Origin of the sequence: Marinobacter sp., from assembly GCF_048259445.1 — a bacterium.
In the GTDB taxonomy this organism is placed as follows: domain Bacteria; phylum Pseudomonadota; class Gammaproteobacteria; order Pseudomonadales; family Oleiphilaceae; genus Marinobacter.
Window position 1 is genome coordinate 17,672 of record NZ_JBLXHQ010000031.1, and the last position, 15,805, is coordinate 33,476.

A 15,805-nucleotide genomic window follows, 5' to 3' on the forward strand; every position below is an offset into this window, starting at 1 on the left:
CACTCTCTACTGTTTTGCTTCGGAAAGTATGGCGTTGTCGCGTCTGATGTCATTCTCTGTGCGCCAATCAGGAAGATCGCGGCACGAGTGCGTGAAAACGTTTCGCTGTTCCATCGTCCAGCAAGACCCACCCGATTTCCAATCGTTCCAGGCGAACGCTTTGTCCTTGTTGGTAACGGCGCGATAGACGTGCTTCCAGACTTGATAGACCCGGTCCAAGTCATGCCCGCGTTTAATCAGATCGCCTTCCGGATGACTTGCCAAACGCTGCAGCACTTCATCTCGCGAGCCAGAGAAAAGCGCTTTGTTAGCTTCATATACCGGCATCACGAGATCCCATTCAGCGACCGCTTCTGCGCGGTCGTAACTCTCCCAAAGAGATACCGCGTAACTCCAGTCCAGATAGTCAGATTTCTGGGCATAAATTTGCGCGTTTGCGGTTCCCCAAAAAATCAAAAGGAAAGCGGCAATGAATGAAGATGACATCACCTGCATGACCTGCGACGTGGTGACGGAGTATGTCGATCTGGCAAACAGCTTCACCCAAAACCTGAGCAGTGTGCTGCTCGACCCCATGTGGTTCATCTATCTCTCCGTCGTTAGTCTGTGGATCGTCATTCATGGCGGCAAGATGATCATGGGAAAGGGCGATCTGATTGGATTCGCTCATGAATTCGCGTTCATCACTATAGCCGGTCTGCTGCTCGGCGGGCAAGGGCCCACTCTCGTAAATTCCATCTATCAGATGGCTTTATCAACGATGGGTAGTGCTGCCGGAGTGGTGCTGTCTGCCGGAATGGAAGGTGGCATCGCAAGCGCCAAAATCCCAAGCGAAGCATCATCGCTGGGTGGCATGGCCCAACTGGTTTATGTCGCCGAACGCGGCTTAATGGTTGTCTTGCGGATTGCCTTTGAGATTTGGGCGTCAATCTCGCTGGGCAACCTTATGGCCGGTGTATACGGCGTGCTGCTGGCCCTGCCCTATATCATCCTGATCATTGTCTATTTCAGCCAGGTCGTTGTTAGCATCTTCCGCGTGATGATGTTTTCAGCCCTCTCCCCGATCCTGATGCTCGCCCTCGGGTTTGGCTGGGGACGCGGGATGGCGATTACCGGTGTTCGTACCGTCTTCGCCGCCTTCATGGTGTTGTTTGGTTCAACACTGGCTTTGGCATTGTGCCTCTATGGTGCGGCCTCGCTTGATATCCAGAACACCGAAAACGTTCGTGAGATCACATCCATCGATAATCCCGGTCTGTGGGTCGCCATTGTTCTTGGCTGGATGGGCACGGCCTTTATGGCCGAGGCAACCGGCATGGCCAACTCGATTGCCGGATCTCAGCTGACCAATCAGGCGGCTGCGGTCATTACCGCAGGCATGACCGCAACCGGTCTTACTGTTCTGAACCACGCCAAACAGTTCGCACCTTCTGGCCTTAAGGCTGCGGGGAATACTCTTGCTGCAGGCGCAAAAGGGTTTGGAATGGGACAAGCTGCTGCGGGCGACCCCGCTGGCGCATTGAATGCGGCCAAAGGTCAATTTGGTCGGTTCGGTTCAGCCTTTGATGCCCATCGTCAAAGCGTCATGGAACGCCTTAAAACCCCGACCTTTGATCGGGGGGACAAGTCATGAGTCGCCTCAAACAGTTCCTGCGTGATGCCCTGCGGATCATCCTCGCCTTCCCCCTAGTCGCGCTCTGGCTGCTCATTCTGACCGGCATGATTTCGCCGGAAAGCCTGATTGTCTTTGTCATGGCGCTTCGAGAAGTCGATGCCGCCCAGCTTGCCGGTCTGATGCGCAGTGCCGTCCATATTTGGATCGCACTTTCCATCGTCCTTGCCCTTGCCCGACTTGCATTCGGGCTTGGTGCCTCTTCCCCCCAAACCGCTACCAATCAGAAAGGATCGCAGCCATGCGCCTGATCCAACCACGTCTCATTCCCATGCTTTGCCTTGTCGTTCTTCTGTCGGGCTGTGTCACCGCTTCAAAGGATCGCGAGATCCCCAAAGACGGAACCGGCACCGATGAAATGAAACTCAGCCCGTGCGTTTGCGATCCCGTCGAATTCAACGGCGAGGGTTTCTCATGGCTTGGTTAGGACGTATCGGCAAGCGCGATCACGAGCGCACGTCGATCTCGGCTCCGGTATCCCCTCATGCGCAGACGGTCGCAGCAGATCCTTACAGCTTTCAGGCAAGCCATCGCCGGTTGGCCTGGATGCTGCGGCTGTCTGCCGGAACCAACATCGTGCTGGGGGCCGGGGTTGTCGTTTTAGCGCAAACCATTTCCCATCTCGTACCGCTCAAGGAAACCGAGATTGCCCTGGTTCGGACCTATGGCCCGGATGAGCGCACCTATGTCGTTGAACCGATCAGCAAGAAAGTTGGTGGCTTTGAGGTTTTCCTTGAAGCCCAGGCAAAGCGCTTTGTCCTGATCACCAACGAGATCGATCCGGTCACACAGGAAGAACGCCAGCGCGAAGCATCGCGGTTATCCGATGCCCGCTTCTGGGAACGTTTTAAACGCGAACGGATCGATAGCGGCCTGATCACCGAGGCCCTTGAAAAAGGCATCGAACGCGAAGTGCGGATCGTCTCCATCGATCCCATCGCCACCCTGTCATCGGACCATAAATACGCAGTCGATTTTATCCAGATCGATCACCGTCGCGGCAAAGAGATCTCGCGCAAAGCCTTGCGCGCTTACCTGACGCTGGCCACCCGCCAGCAGAACGTCTCCGAAGCCGACAAATACACAAATCCCTTTGGCGTCACCGTGCTCGACATGGTGCTGAGAGAAAGAGGTGCGTCATGAAACGCCTGAGTAATCTTGTTTTCCATCTTGTTCTGGGCAGCCTGATTTTGGCTGTCCTCGTGCTTGGCTATCAACGCGCCAATGCGCAAACAGCAGCCCGCCCACCAATGCCCGGTCAATCGCAGCAACCGTTTTCTGATTCGTCTGCCTCACCACAACACTCCGCCCCGGCCATGCCCGTACCTGACAGCGTGGTCGATCAGGCACGCGATCAGAATGAAGGCTATTTCTCGGCCATGCGCCGACCGCGCACAAGCGGGCAAGTTCAGGATGTCTGGGATCGGGCCGAACCTGATGATGCGGTCTATGCAACGGATCTCTGCAGTGACTGCACGTATAAAATCCGCACCCGTGAATTCATGGTCACAGTTGTTGAACTGCCACGCGGCGAGATCATCGAAGCTGTTGATTTGGGGGATGATGGCGGGTTCTCGGTCAAACCGCGTGGGGAGCGCCGTCTTGCTGTTCGTCCAAGTGGCTATGGCTACGACACCTCACTGGTCGTCTATGGCAAGTCCGGTGCAGTCTATCCGTTCTATCTGCGGGCCGAGAGTTTCAATTCGGTCAATGTGCCCGATCTCGTTGTCCGCATCGAAGGATCGGTGCAAATCGATAGCGATCCGGCTGTCCCCGGCTTTACTGGTGTTTTGGACGACACAGGAAAACCGGCCCTTCCGGCGATGTCTGTTCCGAGGCAAGGCAATAAGTCTGCTGCTATCGACAGTGCGATTGCCGGACTGAGTGAGACCAATCCCGGCACGCCTGACGGTGACTTTGTTGCCCAATCCCCGTTCGATCCAAATGCGCTGCGCGGCTGGGGTGAGTATGACCTCTGGGGCGATGAAACGCTCCGCCCCGAAACCGTTTTTCGCGATGATCATTTTACGTATATCCGCTTTGGCAAACGCTGGAAGGATGTCGAACTGCCGACCGCCTATGTCGTGGTCGATGGCATTGATGAGTTGGTCAATACCCGCGTTCAGGGCGAGACCTACATCATCGAAAGCACGCGTCCGCTGATCACGCTCAAAAGCGGTCAAAGCTTCCTCTGTGTTGAATATACCGGGGACGCAGCATGAGTGCGTTTTGTGATATTGCCCTGGTGCTTGGTTTGACCTTTGGTGGCGTGTGTGCGGAACCGGTGGTCAATGAACCACCAACCCTGCCTGCCGATGATCCATCGGTCTGGGCACTTCCGGCACCGCCACCACCAGCGCCTGCAACGCCTGCCCCGGCAATGCCACCGATCATCATCAAGGAGGCAAAGCCTGCCCCCGAACCGACACTGGCACCCGAACCCGCGCCGGAACCTGAACCCGTTCCTGAACCGCCTGCGCCAGATCCATACCGCACGGCCTTGGAGGCCGCCTGGCAACAGCGCGTTTCCCTGTCGTCAGGCTGGGGGGCTCCGGCGTGGCAGTCTGGCGATATGGCAAGATTGTCGGGCAAAGCCTCCCTGCCCGGCATGACGGCACCTGCGGCAATGGATCCGCTAGATCTGCCGGTCGGTGAAAACGACAAGGCTGATTATGAAGGTCCACGTCGCACCTCGACGCTGCCGGTCGATAACAGCCGGATCATTACGGCAGATCGCTACATCACCGTCATTCTCGAAACCGGGATCAACAGCCAGGTTGGCGGTGACGCAACCGGCACCGTGATCGTGCAGTCGGCGCGTGATGTTTATGGCTATCACGGGCGCAATGTCCTGATCCCCAAAGGATCCCGGCTGATTTGTAATTATGATCCACCCAAGGATATGGGCAGCTCACGCCTGTCGATTTCTTGTGAACGCATTCTGATTGCCGGACATCGTGCCGAGATCCGCCAGCTTGCCTCCCCCATCGGTGACATTCAGGGCCGACAAGGGGCTGCTGGCGAGGTGGATCGCCGTTTCTGGGAGCGCTATGGCACCGCTTTCATGCTGACCGGCATTTCGACGGCTGTGCGCTATGCCGCGGCCTCAACAAAATCCGAAGACAGCGACGGCGAAGTCGCAACGGCGGCTTCTGAAAAAGCCGCTGAAGAGCTCTCGACCCGCTTTGGTGAGATCAGCGCCAGCGTGCTCGAAGAAACCCTTTCCCTGCAACCCATCATCACCATTCCCCAAGGCACACGCCTTCAAATCCGTCCGGCAACGGACTGGTACATCGCAAATGTGGAGTAATAGCATGAACAAACAAACGCTTTGGTGTTTGCTCCTGTCATCCTGTCTGGTGTCTCCGGCACTGGCACAGATGCAAGAAACACCAAACCCATCATCCGAAACGAATTCTGAACCCGGCATCGAGGAGATGGTGCGCAAGGTCAACATCGTGACCCGTGCGATAACCCGCACCGCCGTCTCGCAAAATGAACCGATGGCCATTGATCTTGGTCTGGTCGATGTGCCCGGTGCACCGCCCAAACTGACCGAAGGTGTGACGGCAAAAGCCTATGCCCGTTATGTCAATTACGAAGACAGCCTGATTGCCCAACTGGTCCTGACCGGGGTTGAGAAAGACGGCAGATCCGAGCCACTTGATTCAAACGATTTTGTCGCGCAGTTCAATATGGACAGCCCGGAGCTTGATCCGGCTTCGCCGGTCACCATTGAAGGCAATCAGGAAACCCTGATTGCGGCCCTTCAGCGCTTGAATGCGGTCGAAGACGACGACGACAAGGAAGAAAAAGAAACCGAGACGTCAGAGGCCGATACCGGGGCGTCAAACACTGTCGGATCAAACGCCTCAAAGAATGCCGATGCGGCAGGTTATTCCTCGCCTGCCGCTTTGGATGTTGCGGAAGATACCAGCGCGCCAACCGTGCGTGTGACGACAGAAGGCTGCAACATCCGGGTGGATCTGGCCCAGCTCGTTGCTGTCCAGCAAAGCCGTGTCGAAACCACCGAAGACGGCAATGTTAGCGCGGGCACCTGTGAAGATGGCGCAGATCGCTATCCGCTGGATCGCAGCTATTCAGTTTGCGGCGATACCGTCGATATGGAAACCCGTCAGGCAGTCGCGCAATACCTGCTTTATTACACCGATGGCGGCGGCAACCGACAGGAAGTTACCGACTGCCTGAAGGACGAAGACAAGGTCTTTGATATTACCGAGAAGGCCTCTGCCTGCTCGGTCTATCTTGATTACAACGAGATGATGGCGGTCCCACAGGCCTCACTCGCCTATGACAATGCCAGCAACAACGAAGTTCAGGTACGCAGTTGCGAACCGTCTGAAGAAATTGAACCTGTTCCGCTGGTATCTGTCACCGATGGCTGTTCAATCCGGCATGATTTTGCCGCTGGTTTGTCCTTGCAAACCGGTCGTCATATCTATGAGCTGAACGGCACCACCTGGCAGGCAGATGCCTGCTCGGACAATGGCACCGAATATCCCCACGAAACGGTTTACAAGAACGCTGCCGGGCAGGAAGTCTGCGCACCGATCATTAATCAGGCGGCTGGCACGGTAACCCGTCAAAGCCGCAAACAGATTGTGGTCAACGGGGTTGAGCAATTCATCACCGAATGCAAACCCGATACGGCCAATATTGCGATCCAGTCGACGATTGATGGCTGCGATAATCCATCGCTTTGGAACCATGATCTGGCGGCTGGTGCCAGCTATGGCCGTGAGCGGTTTTACTACCAGCTTGATGGCGTTCCGCAATATGTCACCGAATGCCAGGATAGCGAGATTGCCTATCCGCATCAGGTCGAAACCACCGGCTGGCAACCCCATGATGACCAGCTATTCGCCTATCGTCTGACCACGGTCTATATCGAAGGCACGCCCAAAGGCCGCTTTAACATCAAAACCAGTGAGGTTTTGCCGGGTGAGCCCCAGACCGCCTATATCTATTCCGGCGAAGCCCCTGCAACGAACGGCGAGCATTTTTATGAAGACTGCACGCGCTTTGATGCGCGGGATTTGGTCCAGTCCTATGAACGTCCGGATGGCTCAACTCACAAGGTCATTGTTGGCGATGCCACACCATTAAACCTTGGGGACAAATGCACTCCGAATGTCGCGTGGAGCACGATCACCACCCGAACCTATAGTTCGAATGGTCAAAGCTCTGGCGGTCCATGCGGCACAAGTTCGTATTCGACAACCGTCGGGAGTAACGATAGCCCCTGGTCTGATACCCGCAACATGAACTGCACCTGGTCACGTGCCTCTGCGACCAAAGCGATTATCCGTGAAGACGGTGTGGCTATCGGGGATCCTGATACCCGGCTTTGCGAAACGCCCCCGAACACCTATCCGTATGTTGTCGGCTACTTTAGCTACCGTGCCCTCGCACAATACAATTACACCTTTCCAGCACATACCAACGCGGCAAAAACCAATTGCATGGCTGCGTGGGGATGGTGGTGATGAACGCCCTTTCCCCCAATCCCCTATTTGAGAAGATCCTCGGGCCTCTGGCCAGCTATTACGGCGATCTCTCCACCGTCGAAATCCGTATGAACCGCCCACACCGCGTCGTTACCGAACGACGCGGGGAAGGCAAGCGTGAGATCGAGGATCCAGCCCTTACGCTAGCTGCCATCGAACGGATCGCCATCAGCCTCGCCAACCAGCGCGGTCTGAAGTTCAATCCCGATGACAGTCCAAAGCTCTCCTGCGTCCTGCCGGGCAATCATCGCTGCGAGATCCTCGTCGGTGCATCGGTGCGCAGCCACCTCAGCCTTGCCATCCGCTGCAAGCATCCTTTCACCCCGACCTGGGAACAGGCCGGGGTGACACCAACCATCCGCGACTATCTGATCGATAAGGTGGCGGGGGATGCCAACATGATCATTAGCGGGGCGACCAACACCGGCAAGACCACCCTGCTCAACATGCTTTTGGCCACCGTCGATCCGGCGCGGCGTGTGCTGGCCATAGAGGACACACCAGAACTTCATATCGAGCAGTTCTGGGATGGCAATGGCCTGATTGCAGCCCGTGAGGCCGGGACCGGCAGTGGCATGGTCGGCTGGCGCGAGATCTATGATCATCTGATGCGCATCACGCCCGACCATATCCTGTTTGGCGAGATCAGCACCCAGAACGCCTTTGCTGCCTTAGCGGCCCTGAACTCCGGCGTGACCGGCTTTATGTGCACCATCCATGCCGAAAGCCCGTGGCAGGCCATTCACCGCAAGTTCGATCAAAACATCGCCTGGGCGGGAGAGACCATGCCACGTGTGCCGGAGTTTCTCGCCGAGCTGGTTGATGTTGTCGTTCAGATCAAACGCAACGCCGATGGCTGGCGACGGATTACCGACATCTGGGAACCACGCAATGATCGCTATGTGCTGAAAGACAGCAAGGAGGTGTTGTCATGACAGCACTCTATCGTCTGACACTGCCGGTCATTCTGGTTGCCATGATCACCGCCATTCTCTGGCAATGGCATCTGGCTGTTGGCTTTGACGCGCTTGATCTGCGTTGGTGGCAATGGTCGCTGAGTGCAGCCACCCACCCAGCTGGCCTTCCCGATGAAATGCTCTATCCCGCTCTTTGGATCGGCATCACTGGGCTGCTTTCAATGTTTGGCGTACTGGCACTGGCATCTCGTGCCAATAACAGCACGGTCAGAGGCAACCGCAAAGGCGATGAACTGCATGGCTCCGCCCGCTGGGCCAAGCTGCGTGATCTCAAGAAAGCCCGGCTGTTTCGCAAAGACGGTGTGGTTGTCGGTGGCTGGCCAACTTGGTTTGGCCGGATCCGTGAATTGCGCCATGACGGGCCAGAGCATGTTCTGGTCTGGGCCCCAACCCGCACCGGCAAAGGGGTGAGCCTGATCCTCTCGACCCTGCTCAGTTGGCGTGAAAGCATTCTTTGTCTTGATATCAAAGGGGAGAACTTCGCCAAGACCGGTGGTTGGCTTGCCAGTATCGGGCACAAAGTCTTGCGTTTTGAGCCATCCGCGACCAATGGGTCGGCCCGCTTCAATCCGTTGGCCGAAGTCCGCGTCGATACCGAACAGGACATCGCCGACTGCCAAAACATCGCAGCCATGATCATCGATCCCGATGGCCAGGGCATGAAGGATTATTGGCGACAGGAAGGCTATGGCTGGCTTTCGGTCGTCTTGCTTCATGTCATCTATCGCGTGCGGCGTGATGAAAACCGCGCGGCCTGTTTTGATGATGTGAATACCTTTCTCTCAGGCATTACCGGCGACGGCGAAGCAGAAGAAAGCGACGATAATTTTGAGCATATTCTTGCCGACATGGCCGCCTTTGATCACGGCAAAGCTCATGTAAATAAGGAAGTCCGGCGCGGGGCCAACAGCATGATGATCAAGGCCCCCCAAGAACGCTCCGGCGTACATTCCACGGCCAAAACCCAGTTGACCGTCTTTGCCGATCCGATCATTGCGCGCAATACCGCCACCAGCGATTTTCGTCTGCATGATCTGATGAATGGCGATGTGCCAATGGCATTATTCCTTGTCGTTTCACCTGCGGACAAGGACCGCCTGCGGCCTTTGCTGCGCATCATCCTTAATCTCTTTATGCGGCGCATGACCGAACGCATGGAGTTTGGATCGGGCCAGACACTGGCCGGATATAAACACCGCCTGCTTTTGATGCTCGATGAGTTCACCGCCATCGGCAAACTGGAGATCTTTGAGGAATCGCTCGCCTTCATGGCGGGCTATGGCCTCAAAGCCATGATCATCGTCCAGAACACCGAACAGTTGTTCAAGCATTACGGTCGCGATGAGTCGATCATGGCCAATTGCAAGATCCGCATTGCCTTCACGCCGAACAAACTCGAAACCGCCAAGCTGCTCTCGGACATGACCGGCAAGGCAACCATTGTGCAAAAGCGACGCTCGCACTCCGGGCGCATGGGTGATCTCGGATCGGTCTCAGACAATCTCGCCGAAACCTCCCGCCCGTTGCTTACCCCTGATGAATGCATGCGCCTGCAGATCATTGATACCGAGGGCCGCAAACCGGTCCCCGGCGATGCTCTGATCTTTGTTGCCGGTCTGCCGCCCATCCTTGGCCGTCAAAAGCTCTACTTCCTTGATCGCGAACTGTCGCGCCGTTCGCAAATGACGCCCCCCCAAATGGCGATCTCTTCCACACCCTCTGCATCTCACAAAGGACCCAAATCATGACAACACCCAATACACCTGACAAAGGCACGCCTGCGTCTGCAGCCCTCAATGACCAGGACTATCTCGCTCTGGCCTCTTCGATGATTAATACCGAAAGCCTGAACGGCCCGGTGCCGGTTGATCCGGACATTGCCGATGCCATGGGAGCTTTCACCGAAGACGCGCTGTCTTCCGATGACGCGCTCGACAGTCACTTTGACGGCATCGATCCGACTGCTGATGCGGAGGGCGCGAACCATGGCTGAGAAGAAGAAAAGCTATCGCGATCAGGTGGTCGAAGAACTGCTTGGCCATATCGAAGCAGGCACCGCCCCCGGGCAAAAGCCGTGGGAACCGGGAAAGGTCCGCATGGCCCCGTTCAATCCTGTTTCCGGCAAGGACTATCGCGGCATCAATGCGCTCTGGCTTGAAATGCGCGGGCGTTCCGATCCGCGCTGGATGACCTACCGCCAGGCGGCGGCTCAGGACGCCCAGGTCCGCAAGGGTGAGAAAGGCACCATGATCGAATATTGGAAATGGTCCGAGCGCGAGAAGGTGCTCGATGACACTGGCAAGCCGGTTCTCGACGACAAGGGTGTCGCCAAAACCCGAGACGTGCGCCTTGATCGGCCAAGGGTGTTTCATGCTGTCGTGTTTAACGCCGATCAGATCGATGGCCTTGCCTCTTATATCGCGCCCGAGCCGACCTTCAGCCCGGTTGAACGGGCTGAGCTGATCCTCAAACAGGGCAATGTCCCGATCTTCCATGATCAGAATGACCGAGCTTTTTACCGGTCTTCATCTGATGACATCCACATGCCCCACCAAGCCGCGTTTAAAGGCCAGTATGAATATTACGCCACGGCTTTGCATGAGCTTGGCCATGCTACCGGCCATGGATCGCGTATGGCGCGTGAGTTTGGGCCGTTTGGCTCGGAGGTTTATGTCAAGGAAGAACTGCGGGCCGAAATCGCCAGCTACATGCTGACCACCGAGCTTGGTCTTGGCCATTATCCGGAACGCCACGCCGCCTATGTCGGCTCCTGGATGAAAGCCATCAAGGAAGATCGCAATGCGCTGTTTGCCGCTGCGCGGGATGCAGAGAACATCCGCACCTGGATCATGGAGCCGGATCTGCGCCAAAGCCTGATCCCGGTTAAAGCCAAAGAACAAGCCAAGACCATTGCCCAAACCCCGGCTGTTGAACGACAGAAGGAAAATGCCATGAAAGCCGAGATGTCACAGGCTCCGAACCAGGACGCCAACACTGACCGCAAACGCATCTATCTCAATGTGCCGTTCAGTGAAAAGGATGAAGCCAAGGCGCTCGGGGCAAAATGGGATCGCCGCGCCAAAGCCTGGTATGCGCGCGATGATATGGAGCTCGAACCGTTTAAACGCTGGCAGGAGACCAAAGCCAAAGCCCCGGAACCGAAGATCAATCCTGAAGACGAATTTGCCCAGGCGCTGAAGGAAAACGGCCTGATCCTCGATGGACCTCCGACCATGGATGGCAAATGGCACCGAGTTGCGGTTGATGGGGATCGCAAAGGCCAGAAAAGCGGGTCCTATCGCGGGTTCCTTGAAGGTCTCCCGGCAGGCAACATCACCAATTACAAATCGGGACAGGACCCGGTCAAATGGGTGGCGACCGGCACCAAGATCGATCCAAAGGAGCTTGAACAGTCCAGAGCCGAAGCCGCTGCCCGCAAGGCGGCCCAGGAACAGGAATTGCGTGCGCAATATCGTGCCGTTGCCAAACGGGCCTATGGGATCTTCCAGAACGCCGAACCAGCTCCGACCAATCATGCTTACCTGCAAAACAAACAAGTGCCCGCAGGGGATCTGCGCATTGATCAGTCAGGTAACCTTCTGATGCCGATGGCCAATGACAAGGGCTTTATCGAGAACATCCAGACCATCCATCCCGATGGCACCAAGATGTTCCTCAAGGACGGCAAGAAGCGCGGTCTGATGCATGTGATCGATGGTAATCCCAAAGGTCCGATGATCGTGACTGAAGGCTACTCCACCGGTCAAAGTCTGCATATGGCCAGCGGGTTGACTGTCGTCGTTGCACTTGATTCCGGAAATCTCGCCCCCGTTGCTGAGGCTCTTCACAAGCAGCATCCGGATCGCGCCCTAGTGATTGCCGCTGATGACGATCATGCCAAGCATGTTAACGCCGGGATCAAGGGTGCTGAACGGGCATCTGAACTGACCGGTGCGAAGATCCTGCGTCCAGATCTGAATGACGCGGAAAAAACCAAAGGCCTGACTGACTTTAACGACATTCATCGGGAACGCGGGATTGAGGCGCTGAAACGCCTTGTCACCGAACAGCTCGGCCTGACCAAGCCGAAAGCCAAAACCAGAACACGGGGACGCGAGCATCAGGCTGCCAGCTTGGCAGTCTGACCCCCGAAAGCCGGTGGCACAATGAATGCCACCGGCACCTCTTTCCTATTTGCCATTTTACCCGGAGAACACCTCATGACCGAAAAGCATGTGAAGGATATTTTTGAAAAGCGCGCCACAATTAAAGGGGCTCAGGACCTTGATTGCAACGCTTGTGGCCCGGCAGTTGTCTTCGCCCTGCAGGTAGGCGAGCATACCTTCTCGCTTGATCTGCCCACCCTGCTGAAATGCCTCTACCTTGCCGAGCAAAAGGCATCTGTCCCCAAGCTGGGGGCTGCATGGTGGAACAGTGTCATAAACCATTATAATATCGGTTCTTCCATCCGTGAGACCGTCGCCGGGAGATCAGATAATGCACGTTTATAAATTGCAGGCAGGTACGATTGGGGAGAAAGACATCGAGCGGACGGCCTTTGAACGCGACACCAGAAAACTTGAGCCTTGGTATCAAGTAGCGGGTAACAAGCAACGTGAGTATGCCGTATGCCCGGCCTGTGACAATCCGATCCAGATCATTGGTCTTTATGAAGAACTTCCTCACACCGACCGTCCTTACGGACGCCACTCGGAGAGGAGAATCCCAGGCTTTGAGTTCGAAGAAGGCATTTTTGACTGGTGCCCCTACATCAGAAAGAACAAGAGTAAAGGCAGCGGCGAGAAACGTGGAGAGGGCGGAATTAGCCTTCAGATACTTGCTATCGTTCTCACTCAGTTTGACCGTGTGATTTACGTCATCCGTAAAGAGACCGGCATTTGGATTTCACCAAAAATTGCTGTCACCATGCTGGAAAACTGGATTGAAGCAGAAGGCTACCGCTTCCACGATGCGACCCTGCGCAACATTCCTTGGATGTTTGCCTATCGCTCCAAAGGACTCTCGATCTTCGGTCAGAAAATCAGTAACGGACAGGACAAACTGCGCCAAGCGATCACCGAGCGCATTCCCCATGCCCGTTTTGATGAAAAAGGGCGGATCGCAAAAGGTGATCAATTTTACCAAGTGACCTGGTGCTTTGTTGATTACCGCTTCAAGACCGAAGACGACAGCCTGATCGAGATGATCGAGTTTGAAGTCTGTGATGGAGATCGCAACGTGGTCTTCGCCAAGACCATCACTTTTGATCCACGGTATTTTGCGAACCTGATCAATTACAGCAATCCCGACAAACGAGAGCCGCATCTCATCGCAAAGGCCAAAGAGGTCTATGACCGTAAGTTCGGTGCCGATTTTACGCGTGGCATCGTCAATCTGGTTGGTGGTTTTGATGCCACCCTTCCCGAGAGTATCCAGACCGAAATGATGCCAGGCGGTTCTCCCGCAGGATCTTCCGGGCAATAGCGGAACAAGAAATGGCCACCGAACGTCACGTCATCAAGACCTATCTCAACGACGAAGAGAAAGAGCGTATCGATCAGCTTGCGCATCAAATGCGTCTGTCACGCTCGGAATTGCTCAAGCGGCTATTGATGAACACCAAGCTGCCGAGTGCCGCTGACTTTGCGGCATGGCAGGGCATTCGTGATCTTCTCAAGGTCAATGCCGATCAGGCGCGATTGGGCAACCTGTTTAAACTCGCTCTCGATGAGCCGCTCTCGGCAGATCTGCTCAAGAAGTTTGACGGCCTGGTCCGTGATATTGAAACAACCCGAGCAGACCTGAAGGCTGCCATTGGCGATATCCGCGACCAGCTTCAACCGGGCATTCGCAAACAGGACAAATCATGATCGCGACCAAAATCGGCAAAAAGTCCGGGGTGCCGGATAACTACACCCGTCTGGGCGAATACATCGCTGCAGCCGAGGAAAAAGGTGAGAAGCTTCATCAGTTCTGGATCCGCAATTGCGATGCCGGCACAAATATCGAGGATCTCGATCTTGCCCTTCTGGAAATCGAAGCGGTTCGGCGGCAAAAGCCCGATATTGCAGATAAAACCTATCATCTTGTCGTTTCTTTCCGCCCTGGCGAGCAGGACAAACTGACCAAGGATGACCTAATGGCGATTGAGGCCGAATATGCCAAGGCACTTGGCTACGAAGATCATCAGCGGGTGGTTGGAACACACATCAATACCGATAATTTCCACATGCATATCGCCTTTAACAAAGTGCATCCGGAAACACTTAAGGTCATCACACCGCATCGCGATTTTAAGCTCCTCGCCAAGGTCTCGCGCGAGATGGAGAAGAAATACGGTCTCGCCATTGATCCCGGCATGACCGATGGCAAAGAGCGCGACCCAAACAAGCTTTCGCCTGCAGCGCGGGATTATGAAGCCCATACTTGGCAGGAGTCATTCCAACGGCATGTTCTAAAGCACCGTGAGGAAATACTGGAAGGTTTGGGAAAAGCCAAAAACTGGAAGGAAGCGCATGAGGTTCTGTCCGGATATGACATTAGCCTAAAGCTGCGCGGTAATGGTATGGTCCTGATGAGCCCGGATGATCAGGCGATAAAGGCAAGCCAATTGGATCGATCTTGTAGCAAGAAGAAGCTCGAAGAACGGTTCGGGGTGTTTGAGGCGCAGCAAGCCAAACCACGCAAAAAAGGTGAACATCTAACCAGAACGAAACGACACTACAGGCCCCGACCGCTTGTTCGGCATCGCAACACCCCTGCCCTTTGGCGTCGTTACCTTGACGAGCGCAAACCCCTGCCCCGGCAGCTCAGCCTGACGGCCCGGGCCTTACGAAACTGGAAGATGTTTCTGCTAACGGAAGCATACCAGGATCCGCTGGCCATGGTGTTGGTCATAGCGCACCACGAGATGCTGTACATCCTCTCATCCAAACCTGCCGCAGCCCGTGTGAACTCTCAAGAACGAAGAAATATCCACACAGGCTTGTCAAGATAAGCGATTGCACAGGGCTTGGCGAAGGCTTCGGAGAGTGGCCGTTTCTCGCTCCTGCCGAGTAATCACTCAGGGACTGATATCTCCTTAGAGGGCGTAAAGTCTATCCCGCGCCTGCGGGGAAACAGCCCCTGAGCTGGCCCCTTTGTAAAAATCAATAATTTACAAGAATGATTAACTTACGTGCGCTACGCGACTGCAGCGGAGATCGCCGCCAAATACGCAATCCGGACCGAATGGGCCCAGAAGACGCAGTTCGATGCTGTGATCATCGATCAGTTTCTCCGCTGGGCCAACGGACTGCAACTGAAGGTGACGCGCCTGTTCGTGCCGGTCTATTTTGCAACTCCGGGGACAAGCAAGACGGCGAAGGCGCTCATCAGGTCGACCGAGAAGATCAACTTGGCCCGCAATGCCGTCGTCCATCGAGGCTCCTTTAGCAAAACCAAGGAGGCCGATGAAATCATCACTGAGACGAAAGCGTTTATTAATATGATCGTCGGCCTATCGATTGAGGGCTTTGACATCGAGGATAAGACGCGCCCAATCTCGGAGTAGCTTAGCGACATAGCCGCCAAAGGCCCTATAAAACCGCCGGTCACCGCACACCACTGGGCGATACGGATTTCTTCCG

The 15,805-nt window shown here is 55.5% G+C and carries 17 protein-coding genes; 16 read left to right on the plus strand and 1 reads right to left on the minus strand.

The features are described from left to right. Positions 1–6: 6 nt before the first annotated feature. The gene (locus tag ACN0RL_RS17430; RefSeq protein ID WP_417260412.1) at positions 7–486 is read right to left on the minus strand and encodes a hypothetical protein; all 480 of its coding nucleotides are present in this window, start codon (positions 484–486) and stop codon (positions 7–9) included. Between ACN0RL_RS17430 and ACN0RL_RS17435 the strand changes: the two genes are divergently transcribed. The 16 genes from ACN0RL_RS17435 (at position 470) to ACN0RL_RS17510 (ending at position 15,729) form a co-directional block, all read left to right on the plus strand. Then, the gene (locus ACN0RL_RS17435) at positions 470–1,633 is read left to right on the plus strand and encodes a hypothetical protein (RefSeq protein ID WP_417260413.1); all 1,164 of its coding nucleotides are present in this window, start codon (positions 470–472) and stop codon (positions 1,631–1,633) included. The genes ACN0RL_RS17430 and ACN0RL_RS17435 overlap by 17 nt on opposite strands. Continuing rightward, positions 1,630–1,923 carry a hypothetical protein gene (locus tag ACN0RL_RS17440; RefSeq protein WP_417260414.1) on the plus strand — a complete coding sequence of 98 codons (294 nt, stop codon included), beginning with the start codon at positions 1,630–1,632 and terminating at the stop codon, positions 1,921–1,923. The genes ACN0RL_RS17435 and ACN0RL_RS17440 overlap by 4 nt, the downstream gene beginning before the upstream one ends. After that, positions 1,914–2,099: a hypothetical protein gene (locus tag ACN0RL_RS17445; RefSeq protein ID WP_417260415.1), complete on the plus strand. Its 186-nt coding sequence runs from the start codon at positions 1,914–1,916 to the stop codon at positions 2,097–2,099. Before ACN0RL_RS17440 ends, ACN0RL_RS17445 begins: the two co-directional genes overlap by 10 nt. Next, positions 2,087–2,815: a type IV secretion system protein gene (locus ACN0RL_RS17450; protein WP_417260416.1), complete on the plus strand. Its 729-nt coding sequence runs from the start codon at positions 2,087–2,089 to the stop codon at positions 2,813–2,815. Before ACN0RL_RS17445 ends, ACN0RL_RS17450 begins: the two co-directional genes overlap by 13 nt. Continuing rightward, positions 2,812–3,894 carry a TrbG/VirB9 family P-type conjugative transfer protein gene (locus tag ACN0RL_RS17455; RefSeq protein ID WP_417260417.1) on the plus strand — a complete coding sequence of 361 codons (1,083 nt, stop codon included), beginning with the start codon at positions 2,812–2,814 and terminating at the stop codon, positions 3,892–3,894. The genes ACN0RL_RS17450 and ACN0RL_RS17455 overlap by 4 nt, the downstream gene beginning before the upstream one ends. After that, on the plus strand, positions 3,891–4,982 hold the full coding sequence (locus tag ACN0RL_RS17460; protein ID WP_417260418.1) for a TrbI/VirB10 family protein: 1,092 nt from the start codon (positions 3,891–3,893) through the stop codon (positions 4,980–4,982). The genes ACN0RL_RS17455 and ACN0RL_RS17460 overlap by 4 nt, the downstream gene beginning before the upstream one ends. A 4-nt stretch (positions 4,983–4,986) precedes the next feature. Then, positions 4,987–7,179 (plus strand): hypothetical protein, encoded by a 2,193-nt coding sequence (locus tag ACN0RL_RS17465; RefSeq protein ID WP_417260419.1) that lies wholly within the window; start codon positions 4,987–4,989, stop codon positions 7,177–7,179. Next, positions 7,179–8,135 (plus strand): ATPase, T2SS/T4P/T4SS family, encoded by a 957-nt coding sequence (locus ACN0RL_RS17470; protein WP_417260420.1) that lies wholly within the window; start codon positions 7,179–7,181, stop codon positions 8,133–8,135. Before ACN0RL_RS17465 ends, ACN0RL_RS17470 begins: the two co-directional genes overlap by 1 nt. 41 nt (positions 8,136–8,176) lie before the next feature. Continuing rightward, entirely contained in the window at positions 8,177–9,925 is a 1,749-nt protein-coding gene (locus ACN0RL_RS17475) for a type IV secretory system conjugative DNA transfer family protein (protein WP_417519123.1), read from the plus strand. Further along, a complete protein-coding gene (locus tag ACN0RL_RS17480; RefSeq protein WP_417260422.1) occupies positions 9,922–10,170 on the plus strand; it encodes a hypothetical protein in 249 nt (82 codons plus the stop codon). Before ACN0RL_RS17475 ends, ACN0RL_RS17480 begins: the two co-directional genes overlap by 4 nt. Further along, positions 10,163–12,322: a zincin-like metallopeptidase domain-containing protein gene (locus tag ACN0RL_RS17485; protein ID WP_417260423.1), complete on the plus strand. Its 2,160-nt coding sequence runs from the start codon at positions 10,163–10,165 to the stop codon at positions 12,320–12,322. Before ACN0RL_RS17480 ends, ACN0RL_RS17485 begins: the two co-directional genes overlap by 8 nt. 21 nt (positions 12,323–12,343) lie before the next feature. Next, the gene (locus tag ACN0RL_RS17490; protein ID WP_417519126.1) at positions 12,344–12,688 is read left to right on the plus strand and encodes a hypothetical protein; all 345 of its coding nucleotides are present in this window, start codon (positions 12,344–12,346) and stop codon (positions 12,686–12,688) included. Continuing rightward, entirely contained in the window at positions 12,675–13,661 is a 987-nt protein-coding gene (locus tag ACN0RL_RS17495; RefSeq protein WP_417260425.1) for a hypothetical protein, read from the plus strand. Before ACN0RL_RS17490 ends, ACN0RL_RS17495 begins: the two co-directional genes overlap by 14 nt. An 11-nt stretch (positions 13,662–13,672) precedes the next feature. Next, on the plus strand, positions 13,673–14,047 hold the full coding sequence (locus ACN0RL_RS17500; RefSeq protein WP_417260426.1) for a plasmid mobilization protein: 375 nt from the start codon (positions 13,673–13,675) through the stop codon (positions 14,045–14,047). Beyond that, complete coding sequence (traI, locus tag ACN0RL_RS17505) at positions 14,044–15,174, plus strand: TraI/MobA(P) family conjugative relaxase (RefSeq protein ID WP_417260427.1); 1,131 nt, start codon at positions 14,044–14,046, stop codon at positions 15,172–15,174. Before ACN0RL_RS17500 ends, traI begins: the two co-directional genes overlap by 4 nt. A 180-nt stretch (positions 15,175–15,354) precedes the next feature. Beyond that, positions 15,355–15,729, plus strand: a complete 375-nt coding sequence (locus ACN0RL_RS17510) for a hypothetical protein (RefSeq protein ID WP_417260428.1) — start codon at positions 15,355–15,357, stop codon at positions 15,727–15,729. The last annotated feature ends 76 nt before the right edge of the window (positions 15,730–15,805 follow it).

What these genes read in the sequence shown, in the direction of transcription:
- ACN0RL_RS17435 (WP_417260413.1), top strand. Translation starts at nt 470, where the DNA reads ATGAATGAAGATGACATCACCTGCATGACCTGCGACGTGGTGACGGAG.
- ACN0RL_RS17430 (WP_417260412.1), bottom strand. Translation starts at nt 486, where the DNA reads ATGTCATCTTCATTCATTGCCGCTTTCCTTTTGATTTTTTGGGGAACC.
- ACN0RL_RS17440 (WP_417260414.1), top strand. Translation starts at nt 1,630, where the DNA reads ATGAGTCGCCTCAAACAGTTCCTGCGTGATGCCCTGCGGATCATCCTC.
- ACN0RL_RS17445 (WP_417260415.1), top strand. Translation starts at nt 1,914, where the DNA reads ATGCGCCTGATCCAACCACGTCTCATTCCCATGCTTTGCCTTGTCGTT.
- ACN0RL_RS17450 (WP_417260416.1), top strand. Translation starts at nt 2,087, where the DNA reads ATGGCTTGGTTAGGACGTATCGGCAAGCGCGATCACGAGCGCACGTCG.
- ACN0RL_RS17455 (WP_417260417.1), top strand. Translation starts at nt 2,812, where the DNA reads ATGAAACGCCTGAGTAATCTTGTTTTCCATCTTGTTCTGGGCAGCCTG.
- ACN0RL_RS17460 (WP_417260418.1), top strand. Translation starts at nt 3,891, where the DNA reads ATGAGTGCGTTTTGTGATATTGCCCTGGTGCTTGGTTTGACCTTTGGT.
- ACN0RL_RS17465 (WP_417260419.1), top strand. Translation starts at nt 4,987, where the DNA reads ATGAACAAACAAACGCTTTGGTGTTTGCTCCTGTCATCCTGTCTGGTG.
- ACN0RL_RS17470 (WP_417260420.1), top strand. Translation starts at nt 7,179, where the DNA reads ATGAACGCCCTTTCCCCCAATCCCCTATTTGAGAAGATCCTCGGGCCT.
- ACN0RL_RS17475 (WP_417519123.1), top strand. Translation starts at nt 8,177, where the DNA reads ATGATCACCGCCATTCTCTGGCAATGGCATCTGGCTGTTGGCTTTGAC.
- ACN0RL_RS17480 (WP_417260422.1), top strand. Translation starts at nt 9,922, where the DNA reads ATGACAACACCCAATACACCTGACAAAGGCACGCCTGCGTCTGCAGCC.
- ACN0RL_RS17485 (WP_417260423.1), top strand. Translation starts at nt 10,163, where the DNA reads ATGGCTGAGAAGAAGAAAAGCTATCGCGATCAGGTGGTCGAAGAACTG.
- ACN0RL_RS17490 (WP_417519126.1), top strand. Translation starts at nt 12,344, where the DNA reads ATGAATGCCACCGGCACCTCTTTCCTATTTGCCATTTTACCCGGAGAA.
- ACN0RL_RS17495 (WP_417260425.1), top strand. Translation starts at nt 12,675, where the DNA reads ATGCACGTTTATAAATTGCAGGCAGGTACGATTGGGGAGAAAGACATC.
- ACN0RL_RS17500 (WP_417260426.1), top strand. Translation starts at nt 13,673, where the DNA reads ATGGCCACCGAACGTCACGTCATCAAGACCTATCTCAACGACGAAGAG.
- traI (WP_417260427.1), top strand. Translation starts at nt 14,044, where the DNA reads ATGATCGCGACCAAAATCGGCAAAAAGTCCGGGGTGCCGGATAACTAC.